We start from the raw sequence: 19,958 nt of genomic DNA on the forward strand, positions 1-19,958 counted from the left end.
AAAACAAAGGAATAAAGCATGAACAATAAGTTATGGGAAAAAAGTTATCCAAAACAATTAAAAAATTATCAACTCAATGAATCACTCCTGTCAGGCTCGGTCAGTGAATTCTGCCTTTATGCCGCGCAACATTATCAAGACCAACCAGCATTTAGCGTGGTTCTACCCAATGGTTTTAGCCAAAGTCTAAGTTTTAAAGAAATTCACTACTATTCAGACCATTTTGCCAACTATTTAAAACATGTTCTCAAGTTGAACACAGGTGATGTCGTTGCCATCCAAATGCCCAATAGCCTGCACTATCCAATTGCAGTCTTTGGCATCTGGAAAGCAGGGCTCATTCTCACCAATATCAACCCACTCTACACCGCAACTGAGCTCAAGCATCAGCTTCAAGACAGCGGCGCCAAACTGCTGATAGCCTGTGATTTATTTCTTAAAACCGCACAACCTGTCCTGAATACACTGAAAATTGATTTGGTCGTAGCGAGCTTAAGCGACTTTTTTAATTTTCCTATTGGTCTGATGATTAAAATGAAAATATCCAGAGACATCACCACACCAGATATCCCCTACCAGAGTTTTAAACAGGCCTTAAAACTGGGTGAAAAAACAGTCGATCCGCTCATTTACCAAGATCACCCAATTGCCCTATATCAATATACAGGGGGAACCACTGGCAGAAGTAAAGGTGCTGTCATTAGTCATCGTAACCTATTAGCGGTGATGAAAATGGCGGAAGATTTTATCCAAGCATTTTCAAGCAAAATGGAAATTCAACAAGGTGACAATATACTCACTGCACTACCGATGTACCATATTTTTGCTTTTAATTTCAATTTTTTACTTATGTTTCATAAAGGTGGGCATAATATCCTCATCCCAAACCCTCGCCCCTTGGACAATCTTAAAAAAGCCTTCCAACAATTTCGCATTTCTTGGCTGACTGGTGTCGATACCCTGTATGCAGGTTTATTACAACAAACATGGTTCCGTAATAATCCGCCACCACTCAAAGTCGCCATTTCAGGTGGAACCAGTTTGCGCCCCTCTACAGCCATTGAATGGGAAAAAGTTGTCTCACCGATTGTAGAAGGTTACGGTATGACAGAAAGTTGTTGCATGGTCTCTATCAATCCACCAAGTATCAACAAAAAATTAGGATCTATCGGTCTTCCACTGCCCAGCTTAGAGCTAAAAATCGTGAATGATCAAGGACAAGCAATAGGCATTAGGCAAGCGGGCGAACTTTGGGTAAAAGGCGCAAATATGATTGAGCACTACCTCAACAACCCGACAGAAACAGCAAATAGTATAGAAAATGGTTGGTTTAAAACGGGAGATATCGCCACAATGGATGAAGATGGATTTTTAAAAATTGTAGATCGTAAGAAAGATTTGATTATTGTTTCTGGTTTTAATGTTTATCCAAACGAAATTGAAGATGTGTTAACACAACATCCTGAAATTATTGAAGCAGCCGTCATTGGCATAGCAGACGAAACCACAGGCGAAGCCGTTAAAGCATTCATCGTCGTCAATAATCACGACATTTCAACTGCGGAAATCATAGGCTTTTGCAAACAAAGTCTGACCAACTATAAAATTCCTAAACATATTGAGTTTCGTACAGAATTGCCTAAATCTCCAATTGGTAAAATCTTGCGGGCCCAACTCAGAAGTTAACCGCCGTTCAGCTCCATCCCCTTCAAAGAATCAAACTAACTAAAGTACCTTGGAAAATATTATACTTTTAACTAAAAATTAACCCCTAGTTTGTATCAAAAAACCAGATTGAGTAATACCAGTTCGTTAAGAAATGGACGGGTATTACTTTTTACTTCTAGGCTTTATTTAATACATGACAACGTCATCCCTAGCCTAAATAAGAATATAAGCATGGCATTTTTACTGTGCAAGACAAAAGACTTCTTTAAAATAGGCTGCTTTTTAAAAAAGCTACTCTAGGGGCAAAAGTGAATAGGTTTTGCGCTGAGATATAATGTGAATAGTGAGAAGGCTAAGATGCAAAATATGAAAATGCTTAACTGATCAGGCTGATTCAAATTGTGAGCTTTTTTTGCTCATGTTCTGTGAGTATCTAAGATCGCAACATAGTATAAAAGCACCATTACATCCCGTTTGATCTTGTTTTGGTGCAGAATCGAACACCAATAAACATTCGCATCAGAATTCAGAAATAAACAATAAGATATTGATATTAAACAACTATAATTAAATAAAAATTAGATTTATCAAATTGGCATAGTTTCTGCATTTTTGTATTCCATCATGTATACAAGTTGGAATGCAAAAAAATGAGTCATAACAAATGCATTGGTTGGACACTTCAAGAATGGCAGACAGCTTATCTGAACCATGACATTCATCTTGAAGACTTAATCGACTATGTAGCGCAATTACCACAACCTGATCATGCATGGATCTCTATTGCTAGCAAAGAACTACTTATTCAGCAAATCGAAACCTTAGCACAAAAAGCACAACATGCCTCAGATTTGAGTAAAGAACTGCCGTTATATGGTATTCCTTTTGCGGTCAAAGACAACATTGATGTTGCTGGTTTTGCAACTACGGCGGCATGTAAGGTTTTGACCGCAATTGCTAGCCAAGATGCTGAAACAATTCGCCTGCTTAAAAATGCAGGGGCGGTCGTCATAGGAAAAACCAATTTAGATCAATTCGCAACGGGGCTTGTCGGTACACGCTCCCCATTTGGCGCAGTTTGCAATACCTTTAACGCAGACTATGTCAGTGGAGGTTCTAGCTCTGGTTCAGCAAGTGTGGTTGCTCGAGGCTTAGTCCCCTTTGCACTGGGAACCGACACCGCAGGCTCTGGTCGTGTCCCTGCGGCATTTAATAACATTGTCGGTTTAAAACCCACCAAAGGCCGTTTTTCAAATCGTGGTTTATTACCCGCTTGTAAAAGCTTGGACTGTATTTCAATTTTCGCATTAACAGTAACCGATGCAAATATCATTGCTCAAACCCTAGAACAGTACGATGCACTAGATAGCTACTCCCGCCAGCATCCAAAAACCGCACCAGCTAAACTTTCTGGAAAACCACATTTTGCTATTCCCAATAAACTTGAGTTCTTTGGAGATGATCAAGCTAAATATGCCTTTCAATTGGCTTTAGAACAGTTAAAAGTTCTCGGTGCTGAAATTACTGAAATTGATTTTTCAACATTTGAACAATTGGCAGCCCAACTTTATCAAGGCTCATGGGTAGCAGAACGCACAGCGGCTGTTGCTGAGTTATTGGCGCAGCAACCCGAGGTTTTCGACCCCACAGTCCGTGAAATTATTCAAAAAGGTTATGATTTTAGTGCAGTCGATGCCTACAACGCAGAGTATTTAAAACAAGACTTAAGCCGAAAAATTCAAGACACTTTAGCTCAATTTGATGCATTGATCGTTCCAACTTCTCCAACCATTCACACTCTTGCAGAAATGGCGCAATCCCCGATTGGCTTTAATTCTCAGTTTGGAACTTATACTAACTTTACCAACCTCGCTGACTTAAGCGCACTCGCATTGCCTGCTGGATTCCGCGCCGACGGCCTACCCTTCGGAATTAGCTTAATTGCACCTGCATGGTATGACCAAGCCCTGATTGAGTTTGGACAAATTTGGCAGGCACATTTGAACTTAAAACTAGGTGCACTCGACCGATTCTCCGCAATTCCAACGTTGCGCCACAGTCCTTCTGCACATCACATTCGAGTTGCAGTCGTTGGAGCACACCTGACTGGAATGCCTCTGAATTTCCAACTGCTTACACGTGATGCAGTACTTGTTGAAACCACACTGACCGCTGAGCACTACGCCCTATTTGCATTGAACGGAACAATTCCCCCAAAGCCAGGTCTAGCAAGAGTTTCAGAACACGGCCAACAAATCATTGTAGAGGTTTGGGATGTGCCAACAGCGCGTTTTGGAGAGTTTGTCGCTGAGATTCCAACCCCGCTAGGCATGGGCAATGTCGAACTGGTCGATGGTCGTTGGGTTAAAGGTTTTATTTGTGAGCCTTATGGTTTGAACGATGCTGAAAATATCAGCCATTTTGGTGGTTGGCGCGCCTATATCCAGCACCGTAACAATTCAAAAGTAGAACAAGCTTAGTCAAATTTAGGAATTTTAAAATGTTTAAAACTGTATTGATTGCAAACCGTGGCGAAATTGCCGTACGCGCAATTCGCACTTTAAAAAAACTGGGGGTGACCAGTGTTGCTGTATATTCAGACAGTGACCGTTATGCACAACATGTCAAAGATGCAGACATCACCATTGCCTTAGAAGGATTAAAACCAGCAGATACTTATTTGAGTATTGAAAAGCTGATTCAAGCAGCCAAAAAAACAGGCGCCGAGGCTATTTTCCCTGGTTATGGCTTCTTATCAGAAAGTGCTGAATTTGCAGAGGCTTGTGAAAAAAATAATATTGCTTTTATGGGCCCCACAGCGACACAAATTTTAGAGTTTGGCCTGAAACACCGTGCACGTGAACTTGCCGCTGCAGCTCAGGTTCCCATGACACCGGGTACAGGCTTACTTGAAAGCTTAGATGAAGCAATTTCTGCAGCTACAGAAATTGGTTATCCCATCATGTTAAAAAGTACCGCAGGTGGCGGAGGGATCGGCCTCACACGCTGTGATGATGAACAGACATTGGTTGAAGCTTATGAAAGTGTCAAACGCTTAGGCGCACAATTTTTCAAAGATTCAGGCGTGTTTTTAGAGCGTTTTGTTGACCGCGCGCGCCATGTCGAAGTTCAGATCTTTGGTGATGGTCAAGGTCAAGTGGTTGCACTGGGTGAACGAGATTGCTCACTGCAACGTCGTAACCAAAAAGTGGTGGAGGAAACCCCTGCGGCTCACCTTCCCGAAGCTACACGCCAAAAACTTCACCAAGCGGCAGTTGAACTCGGCAAATCGGTCAATTACCGCAGTGCAGGTACAGTTGAGTTTATTTATGATGCTGCACGAGATGAGTTTTACTTCCTTGAAGTCAATACCCGTCTACAAGTAGAGCACCCTGTTACTGAAATGGTGACGGGCTTAGACCTGATTGAATGCATGCTTAAAGTGGCGGCAGGTGATGTCTTGGATTGGACAGCGCTCAGCAATATACAGCCGCAAGGTGCGGCAATTGAAGTGCGGATTTATGCAGAAGATCCTGTTAAGAACTTCCAACCCAGCCCTGGTGTCCTGACCGAGGTTTCATTTCCAGAACACTGTCGCGTCGATACTTGGGTCTCGACAGGAACAGAAATTTCGCAATATTTTGACCCGATGATTGCCAAAATTATCGTACATGCGGATACGCGTGAACAAGCCATTGACCAACTAAAAAGTGTGTTAACCCAAACACGCTTAAATGGCATCAGCACCAACTTGGACTATGCGCATAGCGTGATCTCTGATGAACGCTTCGCACAAATGCAAATCTGGACACGTCTGTTGGATGACTTTGACTACGTGCCGAATGTGATTGAAGTTTTACAGGCTGGTACGCAAAGCTCAATTCAAGACTTTCCAGGACGTATCGGCTACTGGGATATCGGTGTGCCACCTTCAGGTCCAATGGATGACTATGCGTTCCAATTGGCCAATCAAATTGTAGGAAATGATGCTAGTGCGGCTGGTTTCGAATTTACCTTACAAGGGCCAAGTCTGAAGTTCCATCAAGATAGTGTGATTGCGCTCACTGGTGCACCTTGTCCTGCCCAATTAGATGATGAAACTGTTGCCTTTTGGCAACCCATTCATGTACAGGCGGGTCAGGTTCTCAGCTTAGGACAGGTCGAGTCTGGTTGCCGTAGCTATTTAGCAGTTCGCCATGGACTCGATGTCCCCCTATACTTGGGTAGTCGCTCTACTTTTGCTTTAGGTAACTTTGGCGGGCATGCAGGACGGGTGCTTCGTGCAGGTGACATGATCAAACTCATTAATACAGTCCATCCTAATCAAGATGCCCCGTTAGCAACACAAGAACCTCAAGCATTATCTCCTGCACTGATTCCAAACTATGGCACTGAATGGAAAATTGGCGTGCTATATGGACCACACGGAGCACCTGATTTTTTTAAACCCGAATATATAGAAGAATTTTTTGCTTCCGAATGGACTGTACACTTTAACTCCAATCGACTGGGTGTCCGTCTATCAGGACCAACACCAACGTGGGCACGTGAAAATGGGGGGGAAGCAGGACTCCACCCATCCAATGTCCATGACTGCGAATATGCCATTGGTGCGATTAACTTTACAGGGGACTTCCCTGTCATTTTGGCCAAAGATGGCCCAAGTCTCGGCGGTTTCGTTTGCCCTGTAACCATTGCTAAAGCTGAACTTTGGAAAGTCGGTCAACTTAAAGCTGACGATAAAATCAGCTTCTATCCGCTAACAGTTGAGCAGGCCAATGCCCTAGAGCAACAGCAAATTGAACGTGTGCAAAATTTCACTCATGCTGTCCTAGCAACTGAACTAACAAGCAATAATATTCCACAATCTGCAATTCTCGCCCATCTAGATGCAACTGATGTGTCTCCACGCACGGTGTACCGCCAAGCGGGTGACAGTTATATTTTATTAGAATATGGTGATAACGTTTTAGACTTGGCACTGCGTTTACGTGTCCACCAATTGATGCAACTGATCCGAACAGCGAATGTGACTGGAATATTGGAGCTGTCTCCTGGTGTGCGCTCACTACAAATTAAATATGATGGTCTCACCCTTCCACAGCATGAGTTGATTGCTTTCTTACTGCAACTCGAACAGCAAATGGGCGATTTAAGCCAACTCAAGATTCCTTCACGGATTATTCATCTACCCATGGCATTTGAAGACAGTGCAACTTTGGGTGCTGTTGAGCGCTATCAAGAAAGTGTTTGCGCTAAAGCACCGTGGTTACCGAATAATGTCGATTTTATTCAGCGTATTAATGGTTTAGATAGTCGTGAACAAGTCAAAGAGATTATTTTCAATGCCAATTATTTGATTTTAGGCCTCGGTGATGTGTACCTTACCGCCCCATGTGCTGTGCCGATTGACCCACGTCATCGCCTCTTAAGTTCAAAATACAATCCAGCCCGGACATTTACTGCCGAAGGCACCGTGGGTATTGGCGGGATGTATATGTGTATCTACGGTATGGATTCACCCGGAGGCTACCAATTGGTGGGACGCACTCTACCCATTTGGAATAAATTTAAAAAGAACAAACAGTTTGGTGACAAAGAATGGTTTCTAAATTTCTTTGATCAAATCAAATACTTCCCTGTTTCAGAGTTAGAGCTAGATCAATGGCGTGCTGACTTTGAAAATGGTCAAGCACAGATCCAAATTGAAGACACTGAATTTGACTATGCCGCTTATTTAAAACTACTGGAAGATGAAAAGGACAGTATTACGGCGTTTAAAGCACAGCAACAACAGGCCTTTAGTACTGAGGTCAGCCTATGGAAGGAAAGCTTTGATCAACAAGACCACCTAATCACAGAAGCACCTGATGAAACAGACTATAGTGCCTATTCAGCTCTCAATGCATCTATGACTGGCAATATTTGGAAAATATTAGTGGAACAAGGTCAGATTGTGAAAAAAGGTGAAACCATTGCTATTATTGAAGCTATGAAAATGGAATTACCTGTATATGCAGCAGATGACGGTATTGTCAAAGCCATTATTTGTCGGGCTGGGCAAACCGTTCATAGCGGCGAACCTTTAGTTTATATGGAATAACACATGTCCAATATGACACGTGCGGGTTCAGGTTCAGACAATTTGTCTGAACTTGTTTACCAGCAAATTAAAAATGATATTTTTGACTTTAAATTGATGCCGGGTGAACGTTTTACCGAATCCGAAATCGCCATGAACTATCAGGTCAGCCGTACACCTGCACGACAGGCATTGTACCGACTACAACAAGAAGGCTACGTGGAAGTTGCATTTCGTAGTGGCTGGACTGTACGTCCATTGAACCTGCAATACTATGACGAACTATACGAGCTGCGTATTATGATTGAACAATATGCAATTCGTAAATTATGTAGTATTGAATCTCAGCAACTCAAAGAAATGAAACAGTTGCACAAGACTTGGATGGTTGCACCTGAACAGTATCTTTCGAGTTTAAAAGCGATGGCTCAAATTGATGAAGATTTTCATTGTGCATTGGTTCGTGCCATTGGCAATACGGAAATGAGTAAAATCCACCAAGAAATTAGTGAAAAAATCCGTATCATTCGTCGCCTCGATTTTTCAAAAAGTGATCGAATTAAAGCCACCTATGCAGAGCATCAAGCCATCCTGAATTATATTTCACAGCAACAAACAGATTTGGCAATTGAAAAAATTAGTGCGCATATTCAGCACAGCCGTGACGAAGTAAAAAAAATTACCCTCGGTATGCTGAGTCAACATGCTGTGCTGAAAAAGGCAACCTAAATCATTTAATCCCTCATCTCTTCTTAAACAAAAAAAGGCGCTTGATGCGCCTTCTTTCGCTAAAAATAAATTTAAGCTGGAATACGTAGTACCTGTCCAGGAAAAATATCATCAGCATCTTTCAATAACGGACGATTGGCTTCAAAAATTTTATTGTACTGGTTGGCATCGCCATAAAATACTTTGGAAATTTTCGATAGATTATCACCTGATTTAACTGTGTAAAACTTACTTTCAGGTTCTGGGCTAGCCACAGTCAGTTGATCATCGACTTGAGCCACATGGTCAATATTACCGACAGCTAAAACAATCTTTTCTTTATCGGCTTGGGTCTGAACCTGCCCTTTTATGGTTGCCAAATCGGTCGTGGAATTATAGCTGACTGAAAGTCCCGTCACAGCTAAGCCCAATGCTTTGATATGACCCAATAACTTGTTGGCAATTTCTTGAGCGGATGGCTCTGTCGGCGTAGTTGGTGCGGCTTGAGGCTCGGCTGCTGCTGTGTTTTTTTTACCAATGCCTTTAACGAAATCAAAAAGACCCATGTGTATGCTCCATCTTGTTATATCAGTGTTGTTATATTGAATGCTCAAAAATGAGACACTCTTTTTTATACCGAAAAAAGACAGCAACTTTGGTAGAGAATAGTCCATTTAAAGTAAAACTTTGTAAGTTCCAAAATAAACAAAACTATTTGCATGCAATGTTTCACTTTTTAAATAGCATAAAAAAAGCCACCCGATAAGGGTGGCTTTTCCATTCAGCAAAGCTGAAACAATATGGATTAACCTAGTTTCTTAGAAACGTAGTCAATCGCAGATTGTACAGTTGTGATTTCGTTAGAATCTTCATCTGGGATTGTGATGTCAAAGTCGTTTTCGAAAGACATAACAAGCTCAACAAGGTCTAAAGAGTCAGCACCTAAGTCATCCATGAAAGATGCTTCGTTTTTGATTTCTTCAGCCTTAAGACCAAGTTGTTCTGCAACTGCTTGCTTGATGCGTTGTTCGATATCGCTCACAGGAATTCTCCTCATTGCTTGTGGCGTTTTTAATGCCGTTAGTTTAATTGAATCTTTAAAATTTTGAAAGTTTATCCATCAGCCAATTAGCTCATGTATAGACCACCATTTACATGCATTACCGTACCAGTAATGTAACTTGCTTTGTCTGATGCCAAAAAGCTCACCGCATTGGCAATATCTTGTGGATCACCTAAACGGTTCAGGGCCACTTGATCGCTCATTTTTTTACGGATGTCTTCACTTAATTGATCAGTCATTTCTGTTGCAATAAAGCCAGGCGCCACCGAGTTTACAGTGATTTGACGGCTACCCATTTCTTTTGCAAGGCTACGGCTAAATGCTTCAATACCAGCTTTCGCTGCTGAATAGTTGGCCTGACCTGGGTTGGCAAAATGCGCAACCACAGAACTAATATTAATAATTCGTCCAAAACGTGCTTTGGTCATGCCTTTTAGCACACGTTTAGATAAACGATAAACAGCTTTTAAATGAATATTTAAAATATCATCCCAGTCATCTTCTGACATACGAAGTAACAAATTATCTTTGGTAATCCCTGCATTATTGACAAGTGCAAGAACTGGACCATAATTTTGTTCAATGTCTGTCACCAGCGCATCTATCGCAGCACCGTCACGAACATCAAGTACTTTACCCACACCCTGCTCACCAAAGCTTGCAGATAATTTTTCTGCGCCAGCCTCAGATGTCGCTGTGCCCACAACAAAATAACCGTCTTGAATCAGTTGCTGAGCGATGGCTGCGCCAATCCCTCGACTTGCACCTGTCACGAGTGCAACTTTGCGTTCCTGTGTCATGCAATTTTTCCTTCAGCCACTAAAATGGCATTGAGTGCATCTTCCATACGTGATTTGCTATCAAGTGGAAAAGCTTTTTCGATATTTGGTAAACGTTTCGCCAAGTTTGCCAAGACATTACCTGGACCACACTCTGCAACATATTGGATCCCTTGATCCTGAATAAACTGCATGGTTTTGGTCCACTGTACAGACTCATATAACTGAGCTGTAAGTGCTTGGCGTACTTGAGCGACATCTATCGCAATTTCCGCGCTCACATTTTGTATTACAGGTATGCTAGGCAGCTCAATGGCAGTTTGTTCCAAAGCTTGTGCGAACTGCTCTGCAGCAGGCTTCATCAATGAACAATGCGATGGCACTGAAACAGGCAATGCAATCGCTTTGCCACTATTTTCTTTCGCCAAAGCCATGACTGCTTCAACTGCAGCTTTTTCACCCGCAATGACCACTTGACCTTGTGCATTATAATTCGCAGCTTCAGCTGAACCTTCAGCTTGGTCTGAAACCTGTTGGCATAAAGCAACAACTTGTGCGTCGTCTAAACCTAAAATAGCCGCCATTGCACCCTTACCTTGAGGTACTGCACTTTGCATGAGCTTACCGCGTAAGTTTACCAGCTTCACAGCATCACCTAGGCTTAAACTGCCTGCAGCAACCAAAGCGCTATATTCACCCAATGAGTGACCTGCTAGATACTTAGGTACAACACCGCCAAGTTCTAACCATACACGCCATAATGCAATGCTCGCGGTTAACAACACAGGCTGAGTAAATTCAGTTTGATCTAAACCTTCACCAGATTGTGCAATGTGCCACAAATCGAATCCAACTGCTTTAGAGGCTTCTGCAAATGTTGCTTCAACACTGGCAAATTGTTCTGCCAATTCAGCCAACATACCTACCTTTTGTGAACCCTGACCAGGAAATACAAAAGCTGTTTTTGTTGCCTGAGCGACTTGATCAAGTTGTTTCGCAGACATAAAAAAGTCCTTTCTTGTCTTTGCTCTCGTTTATGGAGCGAAAATTTAACACTTAATTTAGGTCGATGTAATTGCCAAATACAACAAAAACAGAGTTGGTAAACATTCACCCACAAAAAAAGGGAGCTTTACGCTCCCCTTTTTTCGACTAAGCTTTAAGCTTAATGCTTCGACAATTATTCAGCAGATGCTTTAGCGAATAATTGACGACCACGGTAGATACCATCTTTAGATACGTGGTGACGACGGTGAGTCTCGCCAGTAGCTTGGTCTACAGTTAATGCATTCTCGGTTAAAGCGTCATGTGAACGGCGCATGTCACGGCGAGAGCGACTTTTACGGTTTTGCTGAACGGCCATGATGGCTCCTTACAAATCGAAAAATATGGATCAGAACAAATTCAGTTGTCTTATACGGAAGAGTATAACACAAAAATTAGTTAAGTTTACCCTTCAAACTTGCCAAAACATCAAACGGGTTATCCCGCTTTTCTTCAACAAGCTCTTCAATGGCAGGTTGGTGCTTATGTTCACAAGCATCATGCTTAGGAGACAGTGGCATCAACAATAACAATTCATCTTCTATGAGAGAAAGTAAATCAGCAGTCGCAGGCGCATCATAGCTACCTTTGGTTGTCGCTTCACTTTCACCTAAGACGATGAAATCAGCATCCTCATCCAAGCGCTCTATCAGTGACTCATCATCTACTAGAGCTAGATGAAAATCTGAAACCAGTTCAATGTTAACCACGTCTAAACAACGCTGGCATTCCATTGGGACTTGTGTTTCAACGTGACCATCTAGCCATACAATGCGATGATACGCATCCATTGATAGCTTACAGTCTATGTTAATCAATTGATCATCAATTGATCCAACAGCTTCACGAGCAATACGAACAAAGCGAGACAATGGCAGGGTACCTGACCATGTAAAGCCTTGTTCAGCCCATTTAAACGGCTCAATCTGTGCCGGAAAGGTATTTGCTGACATAATTAAGGCGGCAATTCTACAAATTCATCAGTACTCTGTCAAAGATTAAGATACAATTTTGTACTTATTTAGACAGACCATTTGGGTAACTTAAGTCATGCATCTGTTGCAGCCGCAAACAGAAGTGAGTATTTCATCACTTATGAGCACAATTTCAACTGCCAATTCTGACATTTCAGACCGCCAAGTGCAACTCTCAACGTGGGAGAATTTTTCGACAGAAGCACAACAAGTTGATTGGCTCATTTTACACTTTAATCATTGGTTTTCCCACCTGAATGTCAACTTGGTCAAAGGTAACTTTGAACCTGAATACTTTCCAGCAGAGCAAAGCTCCCCTGCTCGTATTCAATTTGCCCATGGTTTCTTTAATAGTGCATTACATGAAATTAGCCACTGGAGCATTGCAGGTGACAAACGTCGTCTATTACCCGATTTAGGTTATTGGTATGCGCCCGATGGTCGCACTCAAGAGCAGCAAGCATTGTTTGAACAAGTGGAAATTAAACCACAAGCGATTGAGTGGTTATTTGCCGTCGCATTTGGTCGTAGATTTCGAGTGTCTTTAGATAACCTCACAGGTGACGGCGGTGATGGACGTCATTTTAAAGATCATGTTTTTGCGCAAGTACAGGCCTATTTTTCAGGGGATGCGCAACTACCGCGTGATGCGAAATACTTCATAGACTGTATTTGCTTGTGTACACGTGCTGGAAAAACGTTACAGAGCAATGAATTTGAAAGAGAAATGCTCGACTAAATTTGAGATGTTTCACATTTAGGTCATTGAACATGGCTTAAATAAAGCGCCATAATGTGGGAAAAACCATCAGGAGATAAAAACATGCTGCATTTAAGAGTCCATCCTGATAACCCGCAGCCACGCTTAATTAGCCAAGCGGTTGAACGTATTCGTGCAGGCGATGTAGTCGTCTACCCGACCGATGCAGCTTATGCCATTGGCTGCCAAATCGGCAATAAACATGCCATGGAGCGTATCGCCCAAATTCGCGGGCTCGGGTCAAAGCACCAATATGCCATTATTTGCGCCGATCTTTCAGATATTGCAACCTATGCCAAAGTGGACAATGCCATGTATCGTTTACTAAAAAACAATACGCCTGCAGTGACTACTTTTATTTTGCCTGCGACCAGTGAAGTCCCTAAACGTTTGATGCACCCCAAAAAGAAGACCATTGGTTTGCGTATTCCAAGTAACCCAGTGTGCCAAATGCTCCTCAAAGAACTAGGCGAACCACTACTCACCAGCACCTTGATTTTACCCGACCTGCAAGAGCCGATGGATGATCCTTATGACATCGAAATGCAGCTATCAAAGCGTATTGATGTGTTCATAGACAGTGGACTAGGTACACTCAGCACGACCAGTATTGTCGACTTATCAGGGGATCACCCTGAAGTGATTCGCCATGGTGTAGGCGATGTGAGTGCTTTTGAGTAATGTCTGATCTTCTAGCTTGGTAGAATCCTATAAAATGAGGGCAGTTATAATGACATTATCAGATGTTGTGCTAAATCCTCACTCAATTGCCCCAAATGCTTTCATTTATGCTATCTGGCCTTGGACACCTGAGTCTGAGGCTCTGATTCAACTATCTAGCAATAACTCCAATCAATTTAACAGCGCTTATCGTCTTTTTCTGGACATGAAAGTCGTATTGCGGTTGGCACAGCTGTTTCAGTATCAGAACTTGTGCCATCGGATCTGTATTGAAAAAACCATTGAATTTGCGCAACAACAATACGAACAACTCGATCAAAACATAACTGTTGTCCGGCAAGATAAGCTTTAGTTTGCCTGTTGCAGTGATATAAAATGCAAAATGTGTTGGAATAATTGACCCATCAGTATCTATACATTGTATTGAATACATTCGTTTTATTTTACTTTAGACACTTATTCCCTAGTATTTTTCATGGTTTTTTCTGTTTTCGGGCGTCCGAGCAATTTATTTAATAGTCATTTTCATTTAAACTAATGTGAATCAATTTCCATGCTTTTTATTCGATGCGAGATCGTTAAATAAGCCTATACATGCTTTTGAAAATTCGCGTGGCCAATAACTGTAATGAATCAATCCGTCCATAATGCTATGGAAGATCTTCCGCAAATCCGTGTGATGGATGAGTGGCATGACTCCATTCCTGAGGATTTATATATTCCTCCTGCTGCATTTGAAATTCTCCTTGAGCATTTTGAAGGACCACTCGACTTTTTAATTTACCTGATTCAAAAAAACGGCTTTGACTTATTACAGTTAGATATTGCCCCCATTGCCGCGCAATACCTGTCTTATATGGATGCCATGAAGTCGCTGAACATTGAGCTGACTGCTGACTATATGGTGATGGCTGCACTATTGGCAGATTTAAAGTCACGCCTGCTTTTACCCAAAGCTCCAAATGCGATTCAAATCGAAAAAGATCCGAAACAAGAACTGATTGATCGCTTAGAAACGTATTTACGGATTAAACAGGCGGCTGAGCGCTTGGGGCAAATGCCTATTTTAGAACGAGATACCTTCTCAACCAATGTCAGCTTAGGCCAAACTCTGGATCAGAATGATGGTCATGATGTGCAACAGCTGCGTGATGCCTTATTCTGCGTGTTTAACCGACCTGAGCCCATCACCCATCAAATTGCACAAGAACCAGTTTTACTTGAAGAGCGCATGGCGTTTATTGAAAGCAAAGTCGCTTCAGGTGAAGTTTTAGTTTTTGAGTCTTTACTGCGTCCCATTCAAGGTCGTATGGGTATGGTTGTGACGTTTATGGCCATTTTAGAATTAACTCGTCAACAGCGGATTCAAATTGTAAGTTCTGGCGTTGAAGCCCCGCTTTCAATACAAGGAGTGAAAAAATAATGCAAGACACAATGACTCCTGTATCCAATGAAGACAATTTACATGAAGTAGTGATGCAACTGGAAGCGATTATTTTTGCAAGTGATGCACCTGTATCACTTGCACGTTTAAAAGAATCGTTCCAAAATCAATATAGTAAACAAGATTTACGCCAGTTTTTACAACAACTTGCCATGCTACAACATGGTCGGTCAATCGAACTAATTGAAACTGCTCAAGGTTTTCGTTTTCAAGTTCGAGCAAAATACCGTCAAATCGTTGCACAGACGTGGCCCGAGCGACCAACTCGTCTCTCGCCATCGCTACTCGAAATGTTGGCCGTGGTTGCTTATCATCAACCCGTCACTCGAGCAGATATAGAACAAATTCGAGGAGTCTCAAATAACAGTCAACTGTTACGAACGTTATTTGATTGGAACTGGATTAAAGAATCTGGTTTTCGTGAACTCCCAGGAAGACCTGCGTTGTTAGTTACGACGCCTCAATTTTTAAATGCATTTGGCTTAAGTTCTTTAGGCCAGTTGCCTCCCCTGCAGGATGCCAAGGAAGCTTTTATGGCGCTCGATGCGAATGCACCGAAGTCGTAAATAGGTGAACTGTTGATGATAATTTCTAAGGTTATGCTGTCATGAGTGAAAAGTTGCAAAAGGTACTCGCACGAGTCGGTTTGGGTTCTCGCCGTTATATGGAAGAAGTCATTGCCGCAGGTCGTGTGAGTGTCAACGGCCAAGTTGCCCAAGTAGGCGAACGTATTGAACCAGGTGATGAGCTTCGCATCGATGGTCGTAAAGTATCGTTCCAAATTGAAGACGAGATTCGTCGTCGTGTTCTGATTTACTATAAACCAGAGGGCGAAATTTGTTCACGCAATGACCCTGAGTCACGTCCAACAGTATTTGATCAATTACCTGCAATCGCGAATGATCGCTGGGTGATGGTAGGTCGTCTGGATATCAACTCAACAGGTCTACTATTGTTCACGAATGATGGTGAGCTGGCAAACCGCTTGATGCACCCATCAAACGAAGTTGAACGTGAGTATGCTGTACGTGTTATGGGTGAAGTGACTCCGCAAATTAAGAACAATATGCTCAAAGGCGTGGTGTTAGATGATGGCCCAGCGAAGTTTGAGTCATTTTCTGAAATTGGCGGTGAAGGGATTAACCGTTGGTATCAAGTGGTGGTAAAAGAAGGTCGTAACCGCGAAGTACGTCGTATTTTTGAATCGCAAGGTTTAAAAGTCAGCCGTCTACTCCGTACACGTTATGGCACGGTTATTTTACCGCGTGAATTACGTACGGGTCGTTGGATGGAGTTGGACAAAAACGACATCGACAACTTAACCAAAGCGGTTGAGTTGAAACCACGTCAAGGCACTGGCTTATACGGCATGGCAAAACGTCGTACTGAACGTATGCAAGAAAAACCAATGGCTGCACGTCGTGGTGGTTTCTTACGTCAGCAGCGCCGTGACAATGAAGATGAAGGCCAACAACAAGCGAAGCCTGCCTTCAACCGTGATCGCCGTGAAAATCCAAATGGTCACAGCCAGCGCCGTCAAGACAATACGCAAGCGGCTTATGGTCAACGTGAACCACGTCAAAACTCAGGCTATGCACAGCGCGACAGTCGTCCAGACAACTTTGGCAACAAAGGCACCTATGGTCAGCGTGATACACGTGACGAAAATGCACCTCGTAAACCTTTTGGAAATAAAAGCTTTAAGAAATTTTAATTTCTAAAGTCAAAATTTGAGCCACTTTCGAGTGGCTCTTTTTATATGTGTTTACGGTGCAATAAGATCACTTTGTGTTCCGAAGTGCGAAAAAGATGTAAACCCTCATAAAAATGCCCAATTTATTGAGCGTTTCATTATCCCACTCCCTCTTCACTACACTCCCTGCGGGATAGCACTAAGCAAGCGCTTGGTATAGTCATGCTGTGGTGACTGGTACAAATCATCCGAATTGGCTATTTCCACCAAATCACCATGATTCAAAACCATGATTTGATCTGAAATATATTTCACTACAGACAAGTCATGTGAAATAAAGATATAACTTAGACCAAACTCATCCTGTAAGTCTTGCAGCAAATTCAATACTTGGGCTTGTACCGAGACATCCAACGCAGAAACTGACTCATCACAAATCAGAATTTCAGGTTTTAAAGTTAGGCAACGCGCGATTGCAATACGCTGACGTTGCCCACCAGAAAACTCATGCGGATAACGATAAAAAGCCTGTGCAGGTAAGCTCACGCGCTCCAACAGATCCAACGCCATCTGTTTGCGTTCAATATCATCCGCCCCGATCCCATGTACCTGCATTGGTTCCATCAAAATCTGCCCAACAGTAAAGCGTGGATTGAGTGATGCATAGGGATTTTGGAAAATAATTTGAATCTTGCGTTGATACTGAGCAAACTCTTTTTCTGTCATCGACAGCAAATCGCGTCCTTGAAACAAAGCTTTACCACCTGTTGCCTCCTGTAACCGCATGAGTAACAACCCAATCGTGGTTTTCCCCGAACCAGACTCCCCCACTAAGCCTAAAGTCTTGCCTTTTGCTAACTGAAAAGTAACACCTTTGACCGCTTGAAATTCATCCTTACCGAACAATCCTTTTCGACTAAAGAATGACTTTTTAAGATCACGCACATCTAAAATGATCTCTTCTTGACCTGTTAAACCTCGTGTTCTTTGTTGTAACTGATCAACATCTAATGTATGCGTTTCAATATAGTCATCACCCTTTTGCTGCATAAAGTCACTGATCATCGGTAAACGCATGGGTCGTTTAGATAGCTGTGGGCGACAGTGCAACAACGCTTTGGTATAGACATCTTGAGGGTGTTCAAGCACATCTTTCACCCAGCCTTGTTCACGAATTTGACCATGCCGCATCACGATTACCTGATCTGCAATTTCCCCAACCAAAGCCAAATCATGGGTAATAAACAGCATTGACATGTGGTGCTTCTTCCGCAAAGACTCTAGCAACTCCAAAATTTGCTTTTGAATAGTGACATCCAACGCTGTCGTCGGTTCATCGGCAATCAAGAGTTTGGGTTTACAGGCAATCGCCATGGCAATCATGACGCGCTGCTGCTGTCCTCCTGACAACTGTCCCGGATAAGCATCAATCTTGGTTTCAGGAGATGGAATTCCAACTTCTATCAAGAGTTCTAAAGCACGTGCACGTGCCTGCTTACGACTCATGCCCAAATGCAACTGCAAAATTTCGGCTATTTGTGAACCCACCGTAAACACTGGATTTAAGGATGACATGGGTTCCTGAAAAATCATGGCAATATCTTTACCACACTTTTTCCGCATTTCACGGCGTGGTAAATCGAGTAGGTTTTGCCCCTCAAACAGAATTTTACTGTCCAAAGCAATTTGACTGCTTTCTGTAGGTAACAGCCCCATGGTGGCTAGCGATGTGACCGACTTCCCACTCCCTGACTCCCCAACCAAAGCCACAGTAGTATTCACTGGAATACTAAAACTGATGCCTTTGACCGTTTCAATGTACTGCTTTTCTTCATTTTTAAAGCTGACACGCAAGTTTTCCACCTGAAGTAAGGCTGGCGCTGTCATATCATTGAGTTCAGACATTCTCATGCTCCTATTTCAGTTTTGGGTCTAATGCATCACGCAATGCATCGGTAAACATTGAAAATGCAGTGACCAGAACCGCCATTGCTACAGAAGCAGCCGCTAACTGCCACCACTTGCCTAAAATCAACTCACTTTGCGCTTCATTCAACATACTGCCCCATGACACCACACCAACTGGGACACCAAAACCAAGGAAGCTCAAAATCACTTCTGACTTAATAAAGGCCACCACTAAAATTGACATTTGAACCAGTGCAATATGACTGACATTGGGAAATATATGCACAAAGATACGCCGGCTATGACTCACCCCAATTGCCTTTGCCGCCAGCACATATTCCCGCGAAGTATGCTTCATATATTCAGCACGAATTAAACGATATACCCCCGTCCACCCCGTTAAACCCAAAATCAAAACAATGGATAAAATGCCTTTTTGTTGTAGTACTGCGGCAATCGCTAGCACCAAGAGCAAATAAGGAATCGAGGTAAAAATGTTATAAAACCAGTTCAAGACATCATCGACCCAGCCACCAAAATAGCCCGAAATGGCACCTAAAACGGTACCAATCACGACAGCAAGGAAAGCAGCGACCAAGCCAACAATAATTGATGTTTCTGCACCTTTAATGGTTTTCAATAAAACACTCTGTCCCCATTTGTCGGCACCTAAAACCAAGCTTGGCTTGAGTTCCGCTTGCTGATCCAACAAATGCCCATCCAAGGCTTGGTCAATCGCTTTCATGTCTTCGGCTAAAGGATCAACAACCCCATAGTAATCAATAGCACCACCTACACCCTGTTCAGCAGCAATTTCTGCATTGAGCTCACGAATCACATCTTTCAAAGGATCAACAGGGTTTTCAGGCACAGCCGCTTCGGCTTTTTGCACTTCGCTTTGCGGGAGTGGCACTACAGCTGCCCCGATAAACGTAGGCGGTGCATAACTCACAGCGACTTCTTTATTCCAGTCTTTTGCAATTAAGCCAGTCGATGACAAAATTAAAAGCACCAAATAAAACAACACAATCAGAAGTGAAAACATGGCGATGCGATCGCGTTTTAATCGGCGCATAGCGAGTTGCCATAGCCCTGTAGACGCTGTTGCAGGTTCAGCAGTATCTGGTTTTCTTTTAGTGAGAACACTGAGCATA

The 19,958-nt window shown here is 42.6% G+C and carries 18 protein-coding genes; 10 read left to right on the forward strand and 8 right to left on the reverse strand.

The annotated features are described in order from the left end of the window. The first annotated feature begins 18 nt into the window (after positions 1-18). The 4 genes from DPG01_RS00350 (at position 19) to DPG01_RS00365 (ending at position 8,479) form a co-directional block, all read left to right on the forward strand. Positions 19-1,686 (forward strand): long-chain-fatty-acid--CoA ligase, encoded by a 1,668-nt coding sequence (locus DPG01_RS00350; protein WP_110973823.1) that lies wholly within the window; start codon positions 19-21, stop codon positions 1,684-1,686. Positions 1,687-2,318: 632 nt separating this feature from the next. Beyond that, positions 2,319-4,148 (forward strand): allophanate hydrolase, encoded by a 1,830-nt coding sequence (atzF, locus tag DPG01_RS00355; protein WP_086208711.1) that lies wholly within the window; start codon positions 2,319-2,321, stop codon positions 4,146-4,148. 20 nt (positions 4,149-4,168) lie between these two features. Beyond that, complete coding sequence (gene uca / locus DPG01_RS00360; RefSeq protein ID WP_110973824.1) at positions 4,169-7,771, forward strand: urea carboxylase; 3,603 nt, start codon at positions 4,169-4,171, stop codon at positions 7,769-7,771. A 3-nt stretch (positions 7,772-7,774) separates the two neighbouring features. Next, complete coding sequence (locus DPG01_RS00365; RefSeq protein WP_110973825.1) at positions 7,775-8,479, forward strand: GntR family transcriptional regulator; 705 nt, start codon at positions 7,775-7,777, stop codon at positions 8,477-8,479. Between the two features lie 71 nt (positions 8,480-8,550). Here the strand turns inward: DPG01_RS00365 and lysM are convergent, their stop codons facing one another. The 6 genes from lysM to DPG01_RS00395 form a co-directional block, all read right to left on the reverse strand. After that, positions 8,551-9,024, reverse strand: a complete 474-nt coding sequence (lysM, locus tag DPG01_RS00370) for a peptidoglycan-binding protein LysM (protein ID WP_110973826.1) — start codon at positions 9,022-9,024, stop codon at positions 8,551-8,553. Between the two features lie 239 nt (positions 9,025-9,263). Further along, on the reverse strand, positions 9,264-9,500 hold the full coding sequence (gene acpP / locus DPG01_RS00375; protein ID WP_004695351.1) for an acyl carrier protein: 237 nt from the start codon (positions 9,498-9,500) through the stop codon (positions 9,264-9,266). A gap of 86 nt (positions 9,501-9,586) precedes the next feature. Continuing rightward, positions 9,587-10,321 carry a 3-oxoacyl-ACP reductase FabG gene (gene fabG, locus DPG01_RS00380; protein WP_086208715.1) on the reverse strand — a complete coding sequence of 245 codons (735 nt, stop codon included), beginning with the start codon at positions 10,319-10,321 and terminating at the stop codon, positions 9,587-9,589. After that, the gene (gene fabD, locus DPG01_RS00385; protein ID WP_110973827.1) at positions 10,318-11,304 is read right to left on the reverse strand and encodes an ACP S-malonyltransferase; all 987 of its coding nucleotides are present in this window, start codon (positions 11,302-11,304) and stop codon (positions 10,318-10,320) included. Before fabD ends, fabG begins: the two co-directional genes overlap by 4 nt. A gap of 176 nt (positions 11,305-11,480) precedes the next feature. Beyond that, positions 11,481-11,663, reverse strand: a complete 183-nt coding sequence (rpmF, locus tag DPG01_RS00390; protein ID WP_004279227.1) for a 50S ribosomal protein L32 — start codon at positions 11,661-11,663, stop codon at positions 11,481-11,483. 76 nt (positions 11,664-11,739) lie between these two features. Next, positions 11,740-12,297, reverse strand: coding sequence for a YceD family protein (locus DPG01_RS00395; protein ID WP_086208717.1), 558 nt, complete (start codon positions 12,295-12,297; stop codon positions 11,740-11,742). A gap of 97 nt (positions 12,298-12,394) precedes the next feature. Between DPG01_RS00395 and DPG01_RS00400 the strand changes: the two genes are divergently transcribed. The 6 genes from DPG01_RS00400 (at position 12,395) to rluB (ending at position 16,917) form a co-directional block, all read left to right on the forward strand. Then, positions 12,395-13,057 carry an elongation factor P hydroxylase gene (locus DPG01_RS00400; protein ID WP_110973828.1) on the forward strand — a complete coding sequence of 221 codons (663 nt, stop codon included), beginning with the start codon at positions 12,395-12,397 and terminating at the stop codon, positions 13,055-13,057. An 84-nt stretch (positions 13,058-13,141) separates the two neighbouring features. Continuing rightward, complete coding sequence (locus DPG01_RS00405) at positions 13,142-13,759, forward strand: L-threonylcarbamoyladenylate synthase (RefSeq protein ID WP_110973829.1); 618 nt, start codon at positions 13,142-13,144, stop codon at positions 13,757-13,759. Between the two features lie 49 nt (positions 13,760-13,808). Next, positions 13,809-14,111, forward strand: coding sequence for a hypothetical protein (locus DPG01_RS00410; RefSeq protein WP_110973830.1), 303 nt, complete (start codon positions 13,809-13,811; stop codon positions 14,109-14,111). Positions 14,112-14,387: 276 nt separating this feature from the next. Continuing rightward, on the forward strand, positions 14,388-15,182 hold the full coding sequence (locus DPG01_RS00415; protein WP_110973831.1) for a segregation and condensation protein A: 795 nt from the start codon (positions 14,388-14,390) through the stop codon (positions 15,180-15,182). Further along, positions 15,182-15,769, forward strand: a complete 588-nt coding sequence (gene scpB, locus DPG01_RS00420; protein ID WP_110973832.1) for an SMC-Scp complex subunit ScpB — start codon at positions 15,182-15,184, stop codon at positions 15,767-15,769. The genes DPG01_RS00415 and scpB overlap by 1 nt, the downstream gene beginning before the upstream one ends. A gap of 41 nt (positions 15,770-15,810) precedes the next feature. After that, a complete protein-coding gene (gene rluB, locus DPG01_RS00425) occupies positions 15,811-16,917 on the forward strand; it encodes a 23S rRNA pseudouridine(2605) synthase RluB (RefSeq protein WP_086208723.1) in 1,107 nt (368 codons plus the stop codon). Between the two features lie 156 nt (positions 16,918-17,073). Here the strand turns inward: rluB and DPG01_RS00430 are convergent, their stop codons facing one another. After that, complete coding sequence (locus DPG01_RS00430) at positions 17,074-18,801, reverse strand: ABC transporter ATP-binding protein (RefSeq protein WP_110973833.1); 1,728 nt, start codon at positions 18,799-18,801, stop codon at positions 17,074-17,076. Between the two features lie 10 nt (positions 18,802-18,811). Continuing rightward, positions 18,812-19,957 carry an ABC transporter permease gene (locus tag DPG01_RS00435; RefSeq protein WP_110973834.1) on the reverse strand — a complete coding sequence of 382 codons (1,146 nt, stop codon included), beginning with the start codon at positions 19,955-19,957 and terminating at the stop codon, positions 18,812-18,814. Position 19,958 lies beyond the last annotated feature (1 nt).

It is taken from the genome of Acinetobacter sp. WCHAc060042, from assembly GCF_003231195.1.
Lineage (GTDB): Bacteria > Pseudomonadota > Gammaproteobacteria > Pseudomonadales > Moraxellaceae > Acinetobacter.